A 21,198-nucleotide genomic window follows, 5' to 3' on the forward strand; every position below is an offset into this window, starting at 1 on the left:
CGACGGTTTTCCTGCCGCCTGGCACGCACGCGCAGGTGCCCACTGCGGCGATATGGATAAGGCCCGGCTCCGAAACACAACTATTGTTTTGCGTTTATCCTCTTTGCACCCTTCTCGCAGCCTCTCATATCGCAACCGTTCCGTTCATCTCCGGAGTTGAACATGCAATATCGCAAATTCGGCAGCACAGGTCTGACCGTTTCCCGCCTATGTCTTGGAACCATGACGTTCGGCCTGCAAACCGAAGAAGAGACATCGCGCCGCATTCTCGATACGGCCGCGGAGGCCGGTGTAAATTTCATCGATACGGCCAACGTTTATCCGCTCGGCGGCGGCGAGAATAATGCCGGCCGCACGGAGGAAATCGTCGGGCGGTGGCTGAAGGGCAAGCGCGACCGCTTCATTCTGGCCACCAAGGCGGTCGGCAAGATGGGCCCTTCGGCGTGGGATCAAGGCGCGTCGCGCAAGCATCTGCTCGATGCAATCGACGCCTCGCTACAGCGCCTCGGCACCGATTACGTGGACCTCTACCAACTCCATTCCGACGACGCTAACACGCCGCTCGACGAGACGCTCGAAGCACTCGACGCGATCGTGCGCTCGGGCAAGGCGCGCTACATCGGCGTGTCGAACTTTCTCGCCTACCGTCTCGCGCGCGCGCTCGGTCGCGCCGACGTGCTGCGCGTGGCACGCTTTGTCTCCGTGCAGCCGCGCTATAACCTTTTGTTCCGCCAGATCGAACGTGAACTGCTGCCCCTCGCCGCCGAAGAGCAATTGGCGGTGATGCCTTATAACCCGCTGGCAGGCGGCTTGCTGACCGGCAAGCACAAGCTGGAGGCGACGCCCACGTCCGGGCGTTTCACCGAAAGTGTCGGCAAAGCTGGCTCGATGTATCAGGAGCGGTACTGGCATCAACGCGAATTCGAGACCATCGAGCGGCTCAAAGCGATTGTCGAGCCGACCGGCGAGTCGCTGACTCGCGTGTCCCTCGCGTGGGTTCTGGCGAATCCGCTCGTGACCTCCGCGATTATCGGAGCGAGCCGCGCCGAGCAATTGACCGATACGCTTGCGGCTTCGGAGTTCGTGCTGGACGCCGACATCAAGAAGCAACTCGACGAAGCGAGCGTCGAGTACCGTTGGGGCGACGCGGCTCGCTAAACGTGGCGTGCGTTGCCGGGCTGCATCACGCGGCCATCATCGCCCGTAACGCAGCACCGTACTGGTTGCCGCAATCACATGGTCCTTCATTGCGGCAAGCAATGCGTCTCTCGTCAAGCCGGCCGGCAATGCGTCCGGCGCAAGATCGAGTGCATAGACCTGCACGACATAGTGATGCGGAACATCGCCGACCGGTGGGCACGGCCCGTAATAGCCGGGGCCACCGGTGCGGTTCGTTCCCGCGACGCTTCCAGGTGGCGCTGCCGCGCCGGCATTGAGTGCGGTGATCGACGGCGCCACGCCGTATAGCACCCAATGCACGATGCCGAGGCCCTTCGCGCCATCCGGGTCGAAGATCGTCACCGCGTAACTCTTCGTGCCGGCGGGCGCATTGCGCCATTGCAACGCGGGCGACACGTTGCCGCCGCCGCAACTATTGGCGCTCGCCGCATGGCTCGACTCCAATGTGCCGCCGTCGGCCAGGCTAGGCGAGGTCAATGTGAACGCATCGGCCGCATAGCCCTGCGCGGCGGCAAACCCCAACATCGTGCCTAGGCCGACAGACATCAGGCGCTTTGCAGCGCCACGGTTAGCGCGTCGAATCATTGCTGTTTGCTCCCGCGTAACCGCGATTCGCGATTCGCAATCCGCGATCCGCGTCAGGTGAAATCTATTTGAACTTGCCCGTGCGAGCATTGGCTTCGGGAAGCTGCCGCGTCTCACGCACCGACCGCGGATGCCATAGCCGCGCGCCGCCTTGAATGCCCGCATCGTTCGAAATCGTAGCCACATTAGCCGGCAAATCGATTGTAAGGCGCGCAGCATTGCCGCCGCCGATCCACAGCTTGTCGCAATTCACGAGCGATTCGAGAATTCCGATCACCTTGTGAACGCGCCGGTTCCAGCGTTTATTCCCGGCTTTTTCGCGTGCCGCCTCGCCGATGTATTCATCGTAAGCAACGCCCTTCTTGCTCACGGGATGATGCGCGAGTTCGAGATGAGGCATCAGCTCGCCGTCGCGAAAGAGCGCCGTGCCCGCGCCCGTGCCGAGCGTCAATACGAATTCGATACCCTTGCCTTCGATCGCGGCGAAGCCCTGCATTTCGGCGTCGTTGATCATGCGGACCGGCAAGCCGCCCAGCTTCTGCGCAAGTAAATCGGCAAGCGGAAAGTCGTGCCAACCTTCCACGCCGAAATGCGGCGCCGTCAGAATGCGGTTGTTGCGCACCACGCCCGGAACGCCGATCGACATGAAAACGGGCGGCGCCTTGCTGATCAGCGGTTCGACGAGTTGTGCCAACGCATCCACGAGTTGATCCGGCGTGCACGGATGCGGCGTCGCCACGCGCACGCGCTCGGTTTTCATCTGACCGTCTGCGTCGATCACCGCCGCTTTCAAGCCGGTACCGCCAACGTCGATAGCGAGGATCCGCTCGTCACTGGTTGCTGCTTTTGCCAGGCTTGCCGCTTTTGCCGCGTTTGCTTTCGATGTCGCCACGGTTAGTTACCCCCGTTTGTATGGTTGTGCTTCACGCCATTACTTCTTCTCGACCGCGTCTCTTTTCAATGGCCGCCACGCGCGACCGTCGCGCGCCAACAGCGCGTCCGCCTCGGCGGGCCCTTCACTGCCGGCCGCATAGCCGTGCACTGGAATCGCGCCGCCAGTTGTCGGATGCAATACATCGTCCACCGCGCACCAGCTCGTTTCGATGCTGTCGGCCCGCTGGAACAACGTCTCGTCGCCGAGCATGCAGTCGTATAGCAGCGTTTCATAGCCCACGTTCGCGCGCTCCGCGAAAAAGTCGCCATAGTCAAACGAAGACTGCACCGGGCCGATCTGCATTAACGGCCCCGGCGTCTTGACGTTGAAGTCGAAGCTGGTGCCGTGCGCGGGATCGATGCGCAAGGTCAGCACATTCGGCGTGAGAGCATCGACCGGCGTGTCGCGGAATAGACGGAACGGCACCGGTTTCAGTTGCACCGAAATTTCCGTGCGGCGCGCGGCAAGCCGCTTGCCCGTGCGCAGATAGAAAGGCACGCCGGCCCAGCGCCAGTTTTCGACGAACACGCGCGCGGCGGCGTAGGTTTCTGTCGTGCTGCCCGGCGCGACATCCGGTTCCTCGCGATAACCAATGCCCGCTGCGCCTTTTTCGTATTGACCGAACACGACGTCGTTCGGTCTCAGCGGCAAGATGGCATCGAAAATTTCGGCCTTTTTATCGCGCACGGCTTCGGCATCGAATGAATTGGGCGGCTCCATTGCGACCATGCCGAGCAACTGGAACAGATGGTTCGGCAGCATGTCGCGAAACGCGCCGGTCTGCTCGTAGAACTTGCCGCGCCCTTCCACGCCGATGGTTTCGGCGGCCGTGATCTGCACACTGTCGATGTATTCGCGCCGCCACACCGGCTCGAATAGCGCATTCGCGAAGCGCACGGCGAGAATGCTTTGCACCGTGTCTTTGCCGAGAAAATGATCGATGCGATAGACCTGCGATTCCTTCGCATACGAAAGAATATGCGCGTTCAGGTCGCGCGCCGACGCGAGGTCGGTGCCGAACGGCTTCTCGATCACGATGCGACGAAAGCCATCGCCCTCTTTTAGCAAACCCGTTTCGCCCAAACGCTCGACGATCGGTTTAAAGAAACGCGAGCCGACCGCCAGATAAAAAATCACATTGCCGCCCGGCGTCTGAGCGAGCTTTTGCTTGAGCCTCGCGAAGGTATCGGGCGTCCCGAAGTCGCCGGCCATGTATTCAAGACGTTGCGCGACCCAGTCCCACGCCGCGTCGTCGAGCTTGCCGGCGTGGAAAGTGCTGGCCTTGTCGGCGGCGAACTTTTGCAGCGACTGATGCAGGTCTTCACACCACTCGCTCGTCTCGCGCTCGCCATGATTCACCCCGACGATCTGCATGCCGCCGTCGAGCAAGCCATCCACCGCGAGGTTGTACAGCGCGGGCATCAGAAGGCGCCTGGTGAGGTCGCCACCTGCGCCGAAGATCACCAGCGTGCAAGGCGGCGCGGGACGCTTGCCTGCGGGCGACGGCGGCTCGCCATGCGGACTCGCGCTGACCTTGCAGCTTCGCGCGGCCGCGGCGCCGGGGCTTGGGTTAGCGTTGGCATTCGGATCTTCAGCAGCTTGAGTGTTCGGTGTAGTCGACATGGGATTCACTTGAGGAAGCCAATGAAACAGACGTGGCGATACTCGAAAAGACCACACACGCACCCGCACAGTTCAACAACGAAGTCGCGCTATTTGACCGACGTACTCGCCAGCGCAGACGCTGTTTCAACTTCAGTCGACGACGCCGGCACGACTTCCGGCACCGCGGGCCGCGCCGGTGCCGGCGGCGCTGTCGGAATCGGCGCGCGCCCCGGCTCGCCAGCCAGCGGCACGCTGCCAGAAGCCGCCATCACGCGTGGTTGCAGGAGCAAGGCGACAAGCCCGCTCCAGCCCGTCTGATGCGAAGCGCCCACGCCGCGCCCGTTGTCGCCATGGAAATACTCATGGAAGAGAACCAGATCGCTCGAACGCGGGTCCGCCTGCAACAGCGGATAAGCGCCCATCACCGGACGCTCGCCGTGCTGGTTCTTGAGAAACAGCGTGGTCGCGCGACGCGCGAGTTCGTCGGCGATTTCGCACAGCGAGAAGTTCTGGCCCGAGCCGGTCGGATATTCGACGCGGAATTCATCGCCGTAATAGCGGTGAAATTCATAAAGCGACTCGATCAACAAATAGTTCACCGGCATCCACACCGGACCGCGCCAGTTCGAATTGCCGCCGAATACGCGCGTATCCGATTCGGCCGGCAAATATTTGACCGTGAAGCTGTTGCCATTGTGGTTGAACACGAACGGATGATCGCGGTGGTATCGCGACAACGCCCGCACGCCATGATCGGAGAGGAATTCGCTTTCGTCGAGCGCGCGGCGCAGCAGCGCTTTCATACGATGCCCGCGCAACACCGAGAGCAGCAGCGCGTTGCCTTTGCCAGGCTCGTTCCAGCGCGAAACCAGCTTCGCGAGATCCGGACGATGCTTGAGGAACCATACGAGCCGGTCGCGCAATCCCGGCAATTCGCCATGCAATCGCTCTTCGAGCACGTGTACGGCGAAGAGTGGAATGAGTCCGACAATCGAGCGCACACGCATTGGAAAACTGGTGCCGTCAGGCAGGCGCAGCTTGTCGTAGAAAAACTCGTCTTCGCTGTCCCAGAGTCCGGTATCGCAGCCGTCGTCGCAACTCACGGCTTGCGCGATGTACAGAAAGTGCTCGAAAAACTTCACACCGATATCGACGAACACGTGGTTCGCATACGCGAGTTCGAGCGCGATACGCATAAGGTCGAGCGCGTACGCGGCCATCCACGCAGTGCCGTCGGCCTGGTCGATGTGACCGCCGGTCGGCAGCGGCGACGAGCGATCGAAGATGCCTACGTTGTCGAGGCCGAGAAAACCGCCTTGGAAAATGTTGTGGCCGTCGGCGTCCTTGCGGTTCACCCACCACGAAAAATTGAGCAGCAGCTTATGAAAGATCAGTTCGAGAAAATCGCGGTCGGCGTTGCCGGTGAGCGCACGGTCGATCTCGTACACGCGCCACGCGGCCCACGCATGAACGGGCGGATTGGCGTCGCCAAGCGCCCATTCGTAGGCGGGCAATTGCCCGTTCGGATGCTGATAGCGATCCTTCACTAGTAGCAGCAATTGGCGCTTTGCGAACGCGGGATCGATTAGAGCAAACGCCGCCGCATGAAACGCCAGATCCCACGACGCGTACCACGGGTATTCCCACTTGTCGGGCATCGACACGATGTCCGCGTTGCACAGATGCATCCAGTCCGCGTTGCGACCGCGTTTGCGCGCGGCCGAAGGCTTCGGCTGCAACGGATCGCCTTCTATCCAGCGATGCACGTCGTACCGGTAGTACTGCTTGGACCACAGCATGCCCGCGAGCGCCTGGCGCTGCACGAGACGTGCGTCGGGGTCGTCCATATCGCGTTGCAGCGCGCCATAGAATTCGTCGGCCTCGGCAATACGCCTCGCAAACAGCGCATTGGCATCGAGCGGCACGTCGTCAGGGCTAGCTTGCGGACGCCAGCGCATGTAGACCACCGCGCGCCCATGCGGACCCAGTTCGATCGACGCATGCGCGCCGGCCTTGGTGCCGCGGTCGCGACGCACGGCTTGCTGATCGCCATGTACGAGGTAATCGTTGAAGCCGTCTTTGAACGGACCTTCCGCCTCCATGTTGTAGAGGCGCTTTACATTGGTGTCGTTTTCGCAGAACAACCACGTGATTTGCGGCGCGTCGTTGGACCAGGCCGTGACGACAATCGGCTCATGTCCATGCTGATGCCCGATCAACTGCGCGTTGCCGTTATGATCGGTGCCAGCGACGAGCGACGGCTTCTCGGGATTGTCCTTCCACGACCACGAATTGCGCGCCCAGATTTGCGGAAGCACATCGAGGGAAGCGGATTCGTCCGCGCGATTCTCGATTGTCACGCGCATCACGATGTCGTCAGGCGCGTGCTTCGCGTATTCGACCTGGACGTCGAAATAGCACAAGTCGTCGAACACGCCGGTGTCGAGAATTTCGTACTCGGGCGTGTCGCCGCCACGGCGCGCGTTTTCCTCGATCAGATCCCGGTACGGATAAGCGGCGTGCGGGTACTTGTAGAGCATCCGCATGTACGAATGCGTGGGCGTGCCGTCGAGATAAAAGTACAGCTCCTTCACGTCCTCGCCATGGTTGCCCTGCGCATTCGTGAGACCAAAGAGCCGCTCCTTCAGGATCGGATCCTTGCGGTTCCATAGCGCGAGGGACACGCACCAGCTCAGTGTGTCGTCGCCGAAACCGGCGATGCCGTCCTCGCCCCAGCGATACGCACGGCTGCGCGCATGGTCGTGCGGAAAGTAGTCCCACGCAGTGCCGTCCGGGCTGTAATCCTCACGCACGGTGCCCCATTGACGCTCGCTGAGGTACGGCCCCCAGCGTTGCCAGTGGGCGCAATCCGCCGAATGCAGACGTGAACCTTCAGTGGTGGCGAACAGATTGGCAGCGCGCAGCGGTGGCATGACAGCGTCCTTGCGTCGGGCTTGGCGGTGGGACACACATCGTAGCGCGGTTTACGCCGCGGCGCGATCCAAGGCGGCAAGCAGATGTTCGATGCGCAGCAGCTCCCCGAGCGACCACGCCTGAAACGGCGTGCCGGCGGGCGCGTGCGGCGCGTCGCCCTCGGCGATTTCGGAAAGATGATCGAGCCCGCCGCGATCCAGGTGCGCATAGAGCGGATCGAGAAAGCGCGTTCTGGCTTGTTGGCGCACATCCGCCGCATCGCCGTGAACGCGCAGCCAGGCTTCGACAAACGGGCCGAGCAGCCACGGCCACGCCGTTCCTTGATGATAGGCGCCATCGCGTTCGAATGGAGCACCGCTGTAGTGTCCGCAATAAGCCGGGTCCGACGGCGCGAGCGTGCGCAAGCCGAGCGGCGTGAGCAGCTGCGCTTCGACCTGATCGACCACCGCGCGCGTCGCCGCGCCTTCGAGCACGGGAAACGGCAGGCCGCCGACCGCAAAAATCTGATTCGGGCGAATCGAACGGTCTTGTGTGCCTTTCACATGATCGACGTCGATATTGTCGAAAAGCGCTTGCGTCGATGGGTCGATGAAACGTTCATGAAACGCTTGCAACGCTCGCTCGGAGTGTCCTTGCCATTGCGAATTCCACATTGCTGCAATGCGCAACGCGTTGATCCATAGTGCCTGCACTTCCACCGGCTTGCCGATGCGCGGCGTGACGACCCAATCGCCGACCTTCGCGTCCATCCACGTGAGTTGCATTCCGGGGACGCCCGCGCACAGCAGACCGTCTTCCGGGGATGCCTTGATGTTGAAGCGCGTGCCTTGCGTGTAGCCCGTGAGAATCGCTTCGACTGCTTGCTGCAGACGCTTTATGGTTGCGGCGCTCGCGTGGTTCGTCGCCAGATAGTCGTGCACGGCGACGATGAACCACAGCGATGCATCGACGGAGTTGTATTCCGGCGCGTCGCCGTAATCGGGAAACCGATTGGGCAGCATGCCTTCGGACAACGTGCCGGACCATTGGAGCAGAATCGCTTCGGCATCGTCGAGACGGCCCGACGCGATCAGCAAGCCCCGCATTGCGATGAATGTATCGCGGCCCCAGTCGGTGAACCACGGAAAGCCTGCGAGTATCGTGCGGCCTTCGTTGCGCTGCACGACGTAGGCATCGGCGGAACGTTGCAGGCGCGAACCCAACGCGCTGCGGCGTTGTTGCTCTTTCTCCGCAAGCTTCGCCGCATGACTTGTTGCCGATGCGTTTGCACCTGCTATATCCGACGCGCTCACGATCATCACTGCGTCGTTATCGGCGAGATTGAAGCTGAAGACGCCGGGCGTCGCGAGGTCTTCCGTGAAGTCGAGCCCGCGTTCGCGCTCGCGGACGTAGCAGAAATTGCGATACCAGTCGGGCGCGTGCAGGTAGTTGCCGTTCGTCGCGGCATAAATACGCGGCAGGTCGCCGTAGGGTTGCCAGCTTACGCAACTCGCATCGTCGCTGGTTTGCGCATTGAAGTTGAACGCGGCGTTTTCGTGATGCAGCGCGTGATAGTCGCGGCCCGACAGCAACGGCCTCACCTTCAATGTGAGCACGCGTGTTTGCGAAGCGGCCTGCATGCGTTGCCATTTCCAGCGCAAAACAGTTTCGCGCGTCGCCTTGCTGACGAACACCTCCGCTGTTATCAGCGTTTGCGCATCGAACTGAAAACGCCACGTCGGCCAGGGTTCCGTGAGGAAGCCAAGCACGTTCGCTGTCATGTCGGGATAAAGCACCTCCGGCACATAGCGCTGCATGCTTAGCGGATAACGCTCGCCGTCCGTTTCGAGCCATGCCTCAACGCCGTTCACAAGCACCACGCGGCCGCCCGGCGCGCGCGTGGCCGTCAACAGCAACGCGTGATAACGGCGCGTGCGAAGCGTGCCTACCGTCCCCGACGCAAAGCCGCCGAAGCCGTCCGCTTCCAGCCATTCGTCTTCGAGACGCGCGATGTCAAAAGGTCGTTCGATATGTGTCATGGCGTGAGCAATTGCGCAAAGCCGTCGTTATGTTTCGGTATGCCTGGACCTCGAACAGATGGCACTGCGGTGACCATTCTCCTACTTATCACTTTCCGATTGCTTTCGAAGAACTCACATACGCGAGTCATTTTTCCCACTCGCAAACGTTTCACAATTATTTCTTGAAAGGGTTGGAGACTGCATCCGCTTTCACGAAACGGGATGCAGACATGAGAAGAGACAAACGCCTCGTCGGCAGTGTGTTCGTTGCGCTCGCAACGCTAACGCTGAACGGCTGCGGCGCGGACGACTCCGCGTCCGCCGACGCGTCTTCATCGTCGAACGTTGCCGCGAACCGCGCGGCGACGCCTGCCGCCGCATCTTCATCAACATTGCCCGCCGCAGCGATGTTCAACAGACCCTCGACGCTCGCGGCAGACCCCGCTCTCGCGTCGGACGCGATTACACACAACATGCAAGCCAGTCTCGCCGCCGACAGCCAGCAAGTCGCGCCCGTCATTCGTTATGCACCGGGCGATAGCGCAAACAGCAACTGACCCATTCCTCCGGCGCGCGAGGCGCGCTATTCTTCCCCCGCAGAAGGTGATATTCGATGACATCAAATAGCCGTCGCCGTTTCCTGCAGACCGTGGCTTCGTCCGCCGGCGCTGCCGCAGCACTGACCGCGCTGCCCGAGTCGATTCGCAATGCGTTGGCCGTCCCCGCGTTTTCGCGCACCGGCACCATTCGCGACGTCGAGCATATTGTCGTGTTCATGCAGGAGAACCGCTCGTTCGACCACTACTTCGGGCACATGCGCGGGGTGCGTGGTTACAACGACCGCTTCCCGATTCCGCTGCCGAACGGCAAGCCGGTCTGGTATCAACCGTCGAAGGCGGATCCCACGAAACCTGTACTGCCGTTCCATCTCGACACGTCGACCACGAGCGCGCAATGCGTGGGCGATCTGGATCACTCGTGGTACAAGACGCATGCCGCGATCGACGGCGGCCGCTACGATCAGTGGCCCGCCACCAAGACCGACATGACGATGGGCTACCATCTGCGCAGCGACATTCCGTTCCACTATGCGCTGGCCGATGCGTTCACCGTCTGCGACGCTTACTTCTGCTCGCTGCCGGGACCGACGCACCCGAACCGCTCGTATCTGATGACCGGCATGGTCGATCCGACCGGCACGCTCGGCGGTCCGCTACTCGACAACAACGATTGGGTCGACGGCGATGGTCCGCCGAATTATCAGTTGCTTTCGTGGACCACGTACCCTGAGCGCCTGCAAGCCGCGGGTATTTCGTGGCAGGTGTATCAGCAAGGCCTGACCGGCGCCGATCCGTTGAACGGCAATTACGGCACCAACGTCCTGCAGAACTTCACCAACTTCATCAACGCGAAGCCGGGCTCGCCGCTGTATGAGCGCGCGCAGACCGTGCGCACCATCGACGATCTGAAGGCCGATGTGCTCGCGAACAAGCTGCCGCAAGTGTCGTGGTTGTGCCCGCCGGCCGCATATTCGGAGCATCCGCAATATACGCCCGCGTATGGCGCCGAATACACGTCGCAGATTCTCGATGCGTTGACGTCAAACCCAGAGGTCTGGAGCAAGACCGTGCTGTTCATCATGTACGACGAGAACGACGGTTTCTTCGATCACCTCGTGCCGCCGCAACCGGCGAGCACGTCCGCGCAAGGCAAGTCGACGGTCAGCACGGAAGGCGAAATTCACAACGTGGTCAATCCCGCGCGCGGCGGCACCTATACGGCTGACGGCTTGCCGTACGGCCTCGGCCCGCGCGTGCCGATGACAATCGTCTCGCCGTGGAGCAAGGGCGGTTTCGTGTGCTCGCAGGTGTTCGATCACACGTCGGTGATTCGCTTCATCGAAACGCGCTTTGGCGTGTATGAGCCCAACATCACCGCATGGCGGCGTGCGGTGTGCGGAGACCTGACCACGGCGTTCGATTTCCGCACGCCGGATTCGAAGGTGCCGCCGCTGCCGGACACGAGCAACTACAAGAGCATCGCCGACAACCAGTGCGCGACGCAGCCGAAGCCGACCGTTCCCGCAACGCCGGGCGCAGTCGATCCGCAGGAAAGCGGCATTCGTTTCGCGCGCGCGTTGCCGTACGAGCTGCATGTGAACGGCCAGCTGGACGTGAAGAACAATACGTTCGAGATTTCGATCGGCAATACCGGCGATCAAGGCGCGCATTTCTATGTGTACGTGACGAATCGCACGGATGGTCCGTGGCGTTATACCGTCGAAGCGGGCAAGTCGCTCAGCGAATCGTTCGATCTGACAGGGACGAACGGCGCCTATGCGTTCGAGGTATTCGGCCCGAACGGTTTCGTGCGCAAATTCGCGGGCAACGCTCAGGCGACGGCGCAGGCATCGCAGATTGCCGGCGGGCATCGCAACGAGAAACCGGCGCAGCCGGAAGTGAAGGTGCAATACGATGTCGCCAACGGCAACGTCTTCCTGAAGTTCAGCAACAAGGGCGGCGGCATGGCGCGTCTGACAGTGACCGATAACGCATACGGCGCGCGTCCGCGTCCGGTGCTGGTGCCGGCCGGCGCGCATATCGAAGAAGCGTGGGTGCTGGCGTCGAGCCATCACTGGTACGACTTGACGGTGACCGATAACGACGACGCCGGTTTCTCGCGTCGTGTCGCGGGCCACGTCGAGAATGGGCGGCCGAGTATCAGCGATCCGGCGGCAGTGGCGCCGGTGTTGGTGGCGAGTTAAGTCGAGCTACGGTGACGCTCCGGCCGGGTGCGCTAGTTGTGAGCGCCCCTAGCCGAAGCGTCGCTCACAAACGCGTCGCTCAGAAACGCGTCTGCATGTGGGCGAGAATCACGCCCCCAACAACACCCCCGTCCTGAACGCCCGAGCCCCCGTCACAGGATCCAACGGCGCCCCCGCCGTCACGAAGTGAATCGCGCGACGCATATAAAACACGCCTTCGGTGTTACTCGTCAGCGTAGTCGTTTCGTCGGTCAACGGATCGACGATATCGAACCGCGGCTGTCCGACGCAAATCGTGTCGCCGATCTTCGCGCGATGAACAAGAATCCCGCTCACAGGTGCATAGAACTGTTCGCTGCCGCGGCCAGCTTCGGAAACTGCATGAAATGCCGATTGAAGTTCCATCTGTTCAAAAGCCACGGCTTACCGCCGCCTAAAATCGTCGCGACCGTGGAGGGCTTGTACGAGACGTTGCATCTGGTCGGCGCGATGGATTGCCTGTCGCTCGAATCGTCGATTGTCGCCAGGCGAGTGCCGTCTGCGAGCGCTGGCCACCATCGACGTTCGCGAGAGCGCGCGATCGAGCAAACCGTTTGCCTGTTGCAACGCGCGGCCATTCCTCTCACGCCCGCTGCGCAGGAGCTAGCAACGATGATCGCTTCGTACACGCGTACAGTAAGAGCGCGTTGAAGGACGCGCGCAATCGATAGTCAATCCAGCGTTTGTGATCGAACCCGCGAGCGGCGCAACAAGCTGGGCGCTATGCGCGGCATGCTAACCGTGGGAAGCCGCACCCGCGCCGCGGATTATCTGGAAGCCTAAAACTCCACCAGCGCGAAATCTTCCTTGCCCACGTCGCACAGCGGGCAACGCCAGTCGGCGGGAATATCCGTCCAGCGCGTGCCCGGTTCGATGCCTTCCTCGGGCAAGCCGGCTGCTTCGTCGTAGATCCAGCCGCAGATCACGCAGACCCATTGCTTGAAGTCGTCCGCTGAAGCGGCGTTGCCGACGGACGTCTCCGGCGCGTTTTCTTCGCGCGCGGTCCACGTCTCATCCAGGCTCACGACGAGCGGTGCCGCCGTGCTCGCGCTGTTGCCGGCGAGGCGTCCCTTCAGAGTTTCGAGCAGGCGCTGCGCTTCGTCTTGCGTCAGGTCGATCCAGTAGGGATCGCCTGCGCGGTCGTTGAGCCGCTCGGGGGCAAACTGGATTTCTACGGCTACGCCCTTCTTGTACATGACACGACTACACCAGCAGATTCAGCAGAATGTGCGCAATCAGTGCAGCGCCGCCGATGAGGCCGAGTAATTGAAGCAGAGTGAGGGATTTGCGCGATGCGATTGGGAGTTGTTGCGTGGTCACGGAGTGGTCTTCAAAAGTCGAAAAAAGCGAAATGGTACACGGGTCGCGGCGCGGCGCATGCCGATTTGCGCAAACCCGTGTGAATCAAATGCCATTATCGCCGGTCGACCGCGCCGGATTACCTGCTGGATGGAGATGAACTCATTCGCGGCGAGGCGGAAATCGCCTGCCCCTCGACGCTCAGGTTTTTGCCAACGGGTTGCCGTGGCGCGAATCCCAGAAGCGGATGATTTCTGTGTCGCCCGTGCCCGCGCCGACGACCCGATCCGGCGCGCCGCTTTCGCGCAGCAGCGCGCGCAACTCGTTGATGACCGGAAACACTTCATGGTTCCAGTCGGCGCCTTGCGAATCGTGCGCGCGTTGCTCGGCCTCGACGATCTCGCGATCTTCCTTGAAGATGCGCTCGGTGAACCACACCAGCAGCGGCCACGCGAGGTTCAGCGCCCCTGGAATGCCGGGCTTGCGAATCGACAGCAGACCGAACGTTCGGTTGATGCGCTGCTCGCGATCCAGCGGCACGTAGACGATCCACAGGTCCATCACCAGCGTCTGCTCGGACGTGCGAATCTGCAGCGTCTGATACGGATACTCGGTGCGGATCGTCATCACGTCCTTGTCGTTGTCGCCGCCGCTTTTGCGGCTCTGGCCGAACACGATCGCTTCGCCGATCGGCTGCTGGCCGGCCATGCGTGCAAACGTGTAATCGACCTCGACCCAGCCTTCACCGCGCCGCCGGCCGAGCGACCGCGCGCGCATCTGTCCCATTTGCCGGCGATGCAGAAACTGATGGTTCATATCCATCAGGTTCTCGTGCATGAACGAGTAGTGGCAATTGACCGGACGGCCGAAGCGCCGCGTCTTGTACTTCTTGTCCGACACGGAGCCGAGCGTGGGCAGCGGGCGAACTTCGGCCATTGCCGCGTCGCCGGGAAACACGAAGATCAGCCCGTCCACTTCGCGGCACGGATACGAGCGCACGCCGTTCGGCAGACGCTCGCGTCCCAGGTACGGCACGTCGATACATTTGCCCGAGCAATCGTAAGTCCAACCGTGGTACCCGCAACGAATCGACTCGCCGTCGACCACACCCTGATGTAACGGCACCTGGCGATGCGCGCAGCGGTCTTCGAGCGCGAACACCTTGCCGGACTCCGTGCGCGCCAGCACGATCGGATCGCCCGCGAACGTCACACCATGTGTCTTGCCGCGCTTCACTTCATGCGACCATGCAAGCGGATACCAGTAGTCGGGATGAATGCCGACGCGGCGCAAGTCGCGGACCGGCGCGTCGTTCGCGGCTTGATCCGGCGTGTGAGCAGCCTTGGACGATGCCGCATGCGTAGGCGACGCGTCGATGGTGTCTTGTTCGAGCGGGGGAACTGCATGCATAGTGTGGAGCCTCCGTGCACGAGCGGATAGAGTCGGTAGCCGCATCTCGCGGCCGTTATGGCCGTCAGTCTACTCGAACCGGAAGGGGCATGGGCCGGACGGGGTCTAACCGCCGTGCTACGCCGGCGAAATTCCCACCGCAAGAAAAAAATCTCTGTGGCATGCAACCCGCGATAGACCGATTCAATTGGCATCGACGCGCATCGCATCCTCTAATAAAACTCCTGTGTTTGGCTGCACCCGCCCGTCCAACGCTGCTTAACAGGAGAGATCCAATGTCGCAACCTGAGCCGAATATAGAGGAAGTGGTGAAAAGCATTGCGGAGGAAACAGACACCCCGGCGGAAACCGTCTCCAAGATGTATGCCGACACATTGGCCGACTATCGCCACGACGCCCGGGTGTTCGATTACGTGCCGCTCTTCGCGGCGAAGAAAGTACGCAACAAGCTTCGCGACGACCCGCATCGCAAGCACTGAACACGGCGGCGCCGGAGACCAGCGCTGCTCGACCACGTGCCATTCGTCGGCTGATTGATCACCGATGCACACAACCCGCCGATTAATTCCCGCGCTAGACTTGACCCCGTTCAACCGACGGGGGGAATGGGTATGCGGGTGGCAATCGTTGGTGCAGGAATCGCCGGACTGAGTACGGCGTGGTCGCTCACCAAGCTGGGGCACGACGTCACGCTGATCGAGCAGGGCTCGATCCCGAATTCGCTTGCCGCATCGGGCGATCGGCATCGCATGATTCGCCGCGCTTATGGCGACGCCGACGGCTATGCGCAAACTATCGCCGAAGCGTTCGATAGTTGGGACATGCTCTGGGACGATCTCGGCGTGTCCCATTATGCGAATTGCGGCGTACTCGGCATTTCGCAATTGGCAGGCGACGGGGCCGAGCAGTTTCGTATCGGCCTCGACCGCATGGGCTTCGAATATGAACGGCTCAATCCGCAGGAAGCCGCCGAGCGATATCCGTTTCTCGACGCCGCCACGTTTCGTTACGCGTACCTCGACCATGACGGCGGCGCGCTCTTCAGCGAGCGCATTGCACACGACCTGAAAGCGTGGCTCAGAATGCGCGGCGTCGATATTCGCATGCACACGAAGGCGGTTTCGATCGATCCGCACACGGCGAGCGCGCACTTTGAGGACGGCACCAGCGTTTGCGCCGACCGCCTTGTCGTGACAGCGGGCGCCTGGACGCTGCGACTGTTCCCCGCGCTCGCGGAGAACCTCGTCATTTATCGCAACGCCGTGGCTTATCTTGCGCCGCCCGCGGATCTGGAGAGCGCGTGGTCGAATGCGCCGGCGATCGTCGACATTGGCGGTTCAAGCGATGGCTACGTGTTGCCGCCAATCGACGGTATCGGTCTGAAGTTCGGCGCGGGTGTGCTTAAGAAACCCGTGCCGGATGCTGAAACCGAGCGGGTTCCGGTTGCCGGCGAAGGCGAGCGCTTGCGACAGCTTTTTGCGCCGCCGTTCACGCGCATCGACGAATATGCGGTAACCGAAGTCAAAACCTGCGCGTACACGTTCACGGCCGATCAGCGGTTCTTTTCGAAGCGCATCGGCAAGACGCTCGTCGTGTCCGCCTGCTCGGGGCACGGCTACAAATTCGGCGCGGCCGTGGGTCAGCGAGTCGCGCATGCGCTCGAGACCGACGATGACGCCGCGCTCGCGCAGTGGCTCAGAGCCGAGACGGCGTAAGACGCGATGTCGGACGCCAATGCTCTTTTCGTCCCGCAGTTCGATGGCACTGACGGAGCCGACGAAGCGGCGATGACGCGCGCGGCGTTGCGGTGCATCGACGGCTTCACGGCATGCCCTGCGCAAAGTGCACCTGCGGGTGATGTACTCGCGAAATCGCGCGGATGGTTCAATCGTTAAGCAGCATCGCAATCTGTGGATTGTGACGTGGCAAGATGGGCGCGGGGGCATCAAGCAGCGCTCGTATTAACGCTGGTTCTCATGCTCTGCGCGTGCGTGGTTCCAAAATCGGAGCATCCGGTGGAGCTAACAATCGCGGCCCGATGCTCTTATGCTCACGGCTTGCGAGCCGGCGCCTGTCGTGATGTGTCAGATGAAGACAAGGTGCCGTGCAACGCTTGCTTATCGACATAACAAGGAGCCGCCGATGTCCGAAACGATTCAAATCCGCCCCATTAGACGCGAAGATTTCGATGCATGGTTGCCGCTATGGGATGCCTACAACGCATTCTACGGTCGCTCCGGCGAAACCGCATTGCCGCGCGAAATCACGCATCTCACGTGGGGCCGCTTTTTCGACTGCTATGAACCGATGCATGCGACGGTCGCCGAACGTCATGGCCAGTTGGTCGGCATCGTGCATTTTCTGTATCACCGTCACACGACGATGGCGGGACCGATCTGCTATCTGCAAGACTTGTATACGCTGGAGTCGGAGCGCGGCAAGGGCGTCGGCCGCGCGTTGATCGAAGCGGTGTATGCACGGGCGAAAGCAGATGGCTCGCAAAGGGTGTACTGGCAAACGCATGAAACGAATCACACCGCGATGCGGTTGTATGACACGGTGGCGGATAAGTCGGGGTTTGTGGTTTATCGGAAGGGAGTGTAGCGGCGCCATCGTGCGCCTCTCGCGGGGCGTCAACGCATATTGCTATTGCTCAGCGCCGTCTATTGCGCTTCATTGAGAAGGGCCGCATATTGCGGCCCTTGGCTCTTTTGGCAGCTGTCTGCACTCGTCGTCCTGCGAGCCCGAAGCGGCCGCAGTGCGTAGCCTTGGCTTACGTCCCGCTCGTCTCTGCTCTTCTTTTGCCATCTTGGCTGCCGTTTTCTGCTGTTCATCAAGCTCAGATCAGCGTGATAGCGTCTTTGCGGTGCTATGCTCTGATGCGGTCCGTTGCGCGAGGCCTCGTTGCCACGCCTGCGTTCTGCTCAAGCGTCCGGAGACTACGCTCATGTCGAATTCCGTGCAGATCCAGGTTGCCGATTCACACCTCTATCCCGGTTGCGCGGTGCATATAGCGCACTTGCCGGAGCCCGCCCGAGCGGCCGCCGCGATCGTCGAATTCGCGGATGGCTCCGGCGCTCACGCCACCTGCCATTTGCGCGCTCACGACGAACTCGAATTGACCGTCGACGGTTATGCGACGCAAAAGCGCTACCCGGTCAACACCAGGCATTGGCTGCTGCTCGCCGTCGACGCAACGCACAACAGTTGGCGAGTGAAGCGCCGCTTGCCTTAGCTGCAACCACCGCATCACATTCAGCGTACTTCAGCCGTACTCTCAGCCGAATCGAAGCTACAGCCGGCGCCCCGCGCGCCGCCCCGAGCCGCACTTGACTGCTCGTCACGCACATTTCGGAACTGACCGATGACAGACCACGACTCATTCCTGCCGCCGAACCCCGATAGCGCGGACAACGCGCCCAACGCCGCGGACGATCCTCAGAATCCCGACCGTCGGCGTGTCCTCACCGGCCTCGCGGCGGTCGGCATCGGGCTCGCGTTGACCGGCTGCAAGACGGAACAGATGGCAAGCGATGGCGCGCCTCGCAGCGCCGCCGATTTACGGCTCGACGCCGCCCTGCGCGATCAGGTCAAACACATCGTGGTGATCTACGCCGAGAACCGCAGTTTCGCGAACCTGTACGGCAATTTTCCGGGCATCCAGCATCCGCTCGATGCGGTCAGCGCCGAGCGCTATCTGCAACTCGACCGCGACGGCAAGACGCCGTTGCCGCGCCTGCCGGCAATCTGGGGCGGCCTCGTGCCGCAAGCGCAGGAAGTGGACGGCAAGCGCTACATGATCGGCCAGAACGACATCGGCAATCTGCGCAACGGCCCTTTTCATCTCACCGACGCGCACGGCGCGCCGCTGCCCACCGGCGTCATCACGCGCGATCTCGTGCATCGCTTCTATCAGAACCAGATGCAGATCAACGCCGGCCGCAACAACCAGTTCGCCGCGTGGGGCGATTCGGGCGGCCTTGTGATGGGGCATTACCGCACTTCCGCCGACACGCTGAAGCTATGGAATCTCGCGCAGCAATACACGTTGTGCGATAACTTTTTTATGGCGGCGTTCGGCGGCTCGTGGCTGAACCACATCTTCCTTATTTCGGCGCAGGCGCCGTTCTATCCGGACATTCAGAACAGCCCGGCGAAGAAAATGGTGTCGGTGGTGGAAGGCGACGACCCGACCGGCGTGCGGCTGAAGCTCGCGGCGGAATCCCCCGCGTCGGCGCTCGACGGCCCGCCGAAATTCGTCAACGACGGCGCGTTTACCGCCGACGGCTACGCCGTCAACACGATGGCGCCGCCCTATCAGCCTAGCAGTGTGCGACCGGCCGAAGGCGGCAACCCGGCGTTCGCAGACGCGTCGAATCCGCGCGTGCTGCCGCCGCAAAATTACGCGACCATCGGCGACCGTCTTACGGACAAGGGCGTGGACTGGGCGTGGTACAGCGGGGCCTGGCAATACGCGTTGGAGCATCAGGACACGGGCGCAGTGCCTGACTTCCAGTATCACCATCAGCCGTTCAACTATTTCGCCAACTACGCGCCGGGCACGGCCGCGCGGCGCAAATATCTGCGCGATGCGGGCCTCGGCAACGATGCGTCGACGAACCGTCTGATCGCGGACGTCGATGCCGGGCGCTTGCCTACGGTCACGTTCTACAAGCCGCAAGGCGATCTGAACATGCATGCCGGCTACGCGGACGTCGAATCGGGCGACCGGCACGTCGCGAATGTGATCGAGCATATTCGGCGCGGTCCGCAATGGGCCAACACGGTCGTGATCGTTACCGTCGATGAAAACGGCGGCTGGTGGGATCCGGTCGCGCCGCCCACGGGCGACCGCTGGGGTCCAGGGTCGCGGATTCCGGCGCTGGTGATTTCGCCGCTCGCCAAAAAGGGCTACGTCGACCATACGGTGTACGACACAAACTCGATTCTTCGCCTGATCAGCCGGGTGCATGGGCTCGCGCCGCTCGACGGCGTCGTTGCGCGTGATCGTGCGTTCGCGCGCAATGGTCTCGCGCCGCTTGGGGATCTGACCGCGCCGTTGGACCTGGCTTAACAATCTGGCTTAACGACCAGGCTCAACAATCACCGAGCGGTGATTACCCGATCACTGCACGGCGGCGTGGAGCGTGGCGATCACCGCATCGGCAATTTGCTGAGCCGTTTTCTGGATCGTCTTTTTCTCGTCGCCGCTCGCCATCACAAACTCAGCGGCGATCACGTACGGGTTCAGCTTGATGGCTGCGCCGTGCATGCGCTTGCTGTCGGCCTCTTCGACCGCATCGTAGAGCGGCGGCAAATTCGCCGACGCCAGGCTGTCGCACGATACCGCGACCTGAATGTTGTTCTGACCGGCGCCGAAACCGACCATCGCACGCCGTAGACGGTTGCCGTCGTCGACATTCAGGAACACACCGCGCACTTGCCAGCCCGAAGCGGGCAACGGCTGGCCTGGCGCAGTACGGCGCGCATCCACGCCGCCTTTTTTCAGATCGGCAGTGAGCGCATCCGCCATTTCGTTGACGATTTTCGTTGCGTGGTCTTGCGGATTCGCGTCGTGCCCCAACGGTCCCGGACCGCTCGGCAACAAACCGCGCAGACGGCGCACGCGCTGACCGGGGCCACTGTCCGGCGTGACGTCCGCCGCATCCAGTTCGAAGTCCGATACATAGACGACCGGCGCTGGCGCGGCGAACGGCGCGTCGTCCGCCGCGACGCTCAATGTGGGAGCCGCGCTTATGCACGCCGCCAGCGCCCCAAAACGCAGAAATCGATGCTGCATGGCACGCCTCCATGAATGCTACGAAGACAACGAAAGGGCAACATCGGGCACGTGATCGCGGGGCCGACCAGCGACGTGGCCATGGTACTGCCACGCGTTTCGCGCGTCCTTTTTTTCATGCGAGAAAGTCACGTCTTTGGCCTTTGCATAACACGCGTTGCGACATAGACTGTTAAGGCAATTCTGCGCAATTCATACGGAACTGATATGCGCCTGACCATTCTCATTAACGGTTCCGATCCCACCGTGAGTCACGACTACGCCGTCTTATGGCTCGACACCGACCAACGCCGGTGGTCGAGGGAAGCGCATCAAGGGATCGATCTGCCCCCGTGGGGCGAACTGCATGACGAAGATGGCGTGACCACCCTGTGTGCGCCAAGCACCGACGCGCCGTTATGCACGCTGCGTGGACTGCACGTCGACCGCAAGCAGCGCGTCAGCGCCGCGCAAGGCGACGCAGCCTGGACCGCGCTGCGCAATCGCGCGCCAACAAGCGGTTTCTGGCGTTTGCAAGCGGTGGATCGTCAAACCGTGCAAGCGGAAAACAGCGTGTTCGGCAATTAATTCCAGCGTCTTTTCTGCTCGGTCGAAATTCCCACGGGCGCGTTAATCGACGCACGCGCGGGAATCATTTTGTTTGCGCATC

17 protein-coding genes and 2 pseudogenes are annotated in these 21,198 nt (G+C 61.9%); 10 read left to right on the forward strand and 9 right to left on the reverse strand.

Annotated features, from left to right (window positions below):
* The first annotated feature begins 162 nt into the window (after nt 1-162).
* Nucleotides 163-1,158 (forward strand): aldo/keto reductase, encoded by a 996-nt coding sequence (locus C0Z16_RS12355; protein WP_102632436.1) that lies wholly within the window; start codon nt 163-165, stop codon nt 1,156-1,158.
* Between the two features lie 36 nt (nt 1,159-1,194).
* Here C0Z16_RS12355 and C0Z16_RS12360 read toward each other — a convergent pair whose 3' ends face one another.
* The 5 genes from C0Z16_RS12360 to C0Z16_RS12380 all read right to left on the reverse strand — a co-directional run bounded on the left by C0Z16_RS12360 (nt 1,195) and on the right by C0Z16_RS12380 (nt 9,255).
* Nucleotides 1,195-1,764, reverse strand: a complete 570-nt coding sequence (locus C0Z16_RS12360; RefSeq protein ID WP_102632437.1) for a YbhB/YbcL family Raf kinase inhibitor-like protein — start codon at nt 1,762-1,764, stop codon at nt 1,195-1,197.
* Nucleotides 1,765-1,828: 64 nt separating this feature from the next.
* Nucleotides 1,829-2,656: an ROK family protein gene (locus tag C0Z16_RS12365; RefSeq protein WP_407070669.1), complete on the reverse strand. Its 828-nt coding sequence runs from the start codon at nt 2,654-2,656 to the stop codon at nt 1,829-1,831.
* A 39-nt stretch (nt 2,657-2,695) separates the two neighbouring features.
* Nucleotides 2,696-4,321, reverse strand: coding sequence for a glucose-6-phosphate dehydrogenase (gene zwf / locus C0Z16_RS12370; protein WP_102632438.1), 1,626 nt, complete (start codon nt 4,319-4,321; stop codon nt 2,696-2,698).
* Nucleotides 4,322-4,410: 89 nt separating this feature from the next.
* Nucleotides 4,411-7,236: an MGH1-like glycoside hydrolase domain-containing protein gene (locus tag C0Z16_RS12375; RefSeq protein ID WP_102632439.1), complete on the reverse strand. Its 2,826-nt coding sequence runs from the start codon at nt 7,234-7,236 to the stop codon at nt 4,411-4,413.
* Between the two features lie 51 nt (nt 7,237-7,287).
* A complete protein-coding gene (locus C0Z16_RS12380) occupies nt 7,288-9,255 on the reverse strand; it encodes an amylo-alpha-1,6-glucosidase (RefSeq protein ID WP_102632440.1) in 1,968 nt (655 codons plus the stop codon).
* 212 nt (nt 9,256-9,467) lie between these two features.
* On the opposite strand from C0Z16_RS12380, the gene C0Z16_RS12385 reads away from it, so the two are divergent.
* Both C0Z16_RS12385 and C0Z16_RS12390 read left to right on the forward strand, forming a co-directional pair.
* On the forward strand, nt 9,468-9,794 hold the full coding sequence (locus C0Z16_RS12385) for a hypothetical protein (protein ID WP_102632441.1): 327 nt from the start codon (nt 9,468-9,470) through the stop codon (nt 9,792-9,794).
* Between the two features lie 56 nt (nt 9,795-9,850).
* Nucleotides 9,851-12,001, forward strand: a complete 2,151-nt coding sequence (locus C0Z16_RS12390; RefSeq protein WP_102632442.1) for a phosphocholine-specific phospholipase C — start codon at nt 9,851-9,853, stop codon at nt 11,999-12,001.
* 108 nt (nt 12,002-12,109) lie between these two features.
* Here C0Z16_RS12390 and C0Z16_RS12395 read toward each other — a convergent pair.
* Nucleotides 12,110-12,361: pseudogene (locus tag C0Z16_RS12395) on the reverse strand (succinylglutamate desuccinylase); the annotation flags it as partial.
* 42 nt (nt 12,362-12,403) lie between these two features.
* Between C0Z16_RS12395 and C0Z16_RS12400 the strand changes: the two are divergent.
* Nucleotides 12,404-12,691, forward strand: a pseudogene (locus C0Z16_RS12400) (LysR family transcriptional regulator); the annotation flags it as partial.
* 128 nt (nt 12,692-12,819) lie between these two features.
* On the opposite strand, the gene C0Z16_RS38710 reads toward C0Z16_RS12400, so the two are convergent.
* Together C0Z16_RS38710 and C0Z16_RS12415 are read right to left on the reverse strand one after the other, a co-directional pair.
* Nucleotides 12,820-13,236 (reverse strand): rubredoxin, encoded by a 417-nt coding sequence (locus tag C0Z16_RS38710; protein WP_102632443.1) that lies wholly within the window; start codon nt 13,234-13,236, stop codon nt 12,820-12,822.
* 304 nt (nt 13,237-13,540) lie between these two features.
* On the reverse strand, nt 13,541-14,749 hold the full coding sequence (locus C0Z16_RS12415) for an aromatic ring-hydroxylating oxygenase subunit alpha (protein WP_102632444.1): 1,209 nt from the start codon (nt 14,747-14,749) through the stop codon (nt 13,541-13,543).
* 275 nt (nt 14,750-15,024) lie between these two features.
* Between C0Z16_RS12415 and C0Z16_RS12420 the strand changes: the two genes are divergently transcribed.
* From C0Z16_RS12420 to C0Z16_RS12440, 5 genes are all read left to right on the forward strand, one after another.
* Nucleotides 15,025-15,228 (forward strand): DUF3562 domain-containing protein, encoded by a 204-nt coding sequence (locus tag C0Z16_RS12420; RefSeq protein ID WP_102632445.1) that lies wholly within the window; start codon nt 15,025-15,027, stop codon nt 15,226-15,228.
* Between the two features lie 132 nt (nt 15,229-15,360).
* On the forward strand, nt 15,361-16,464 hold the full coding sequence (locus tag C0Z16_RS12425; protein ID WP_102632577.1) for an NAD(P)/FAD-dependent oxidoreductase: 1,104 nt from the start codon (nt 15,361-15,363) through the stop codon (nt 16,462-16,464).
* A 427-nt stretch (nt 16,465-16,891) separates the two neighbouring features.
* Nucleotides 16,892-17,353, forward strand: coding sequence for a GNAT family N-acetyltransferase (locus C0Z16_RS12430; protein WP_102632446.1), 462 nt, complete (start codon nt 16,892-16,894; stop codon nt 17,351-17,353).
* A gap of 343 nt (nt 17,354-17,696) precedes the next feature.
* Nucleotides 17,697-17,984: a hypothetical protein gene (locus tag C0Z16_RS12435; RefSeq protein ID WP_102632447.1), complete on the forward strand. Its 288-nt coding sequence runs from the start codon at nt 17,697-17,699 to the stop codon at nt 17,982-17,984.
* A 129-nt stretch (nt 17,985-18,113) separates the two neighbouring features.
* A complete protein-coding gene (locus C0Z16_RS12440; RefSeq protein WP_102632448.1) occupies nt 18,114-19,823 on the forward strand; it encodes an acid phosphatase in 1,710 nt (569 codons plus the stop codon).
* Between the two features lie 51 nt (nt 19,824-19,874).
* On the opposite strand, the gene C0Z16_RS12445 is transcribed toward C0Z16_RS12440, so the two are convergent.
* Nucleotides 19,875-20,549, reverse strand: coding sequence for a DUF4410 domain-containing protein (locus C0Z16_RS12445; protein WP_102632449.1), 675 nt, complete (start codon nt 20,547-20,549; stop codon nt 19,875-19,877).
* Nucleotides 20,550-20,756: 207 nt separating this feature from the next.
* Here C0Z16_RS12445 and C0Z16_RS12450 point away from each other — a divergent pair, with 207 nt between their 5' ends.
* Entirely contained in the window at nt 20,757-21,116 is a 360-nt protein-coding gene (locus C0Z16_RS12450) for a DUF3564 domain-containing protein (RefSeq protein WP_102632450.1), read from the forward strand.
* Nucleotides 21,117-21,198 lie beyond the last annotated feature (82 nt).

The sequence above is a fragment of the Paraburkholderia rhynchosiae genome, assembly GCF_002879865.1.
GTDB lineage: Bacteria > Pseudomonadota > Gammaproteobacteria > Burkholderiales > Burkholderiaceae > Paraburkholderia > Paraburkholderia rhynchosiae.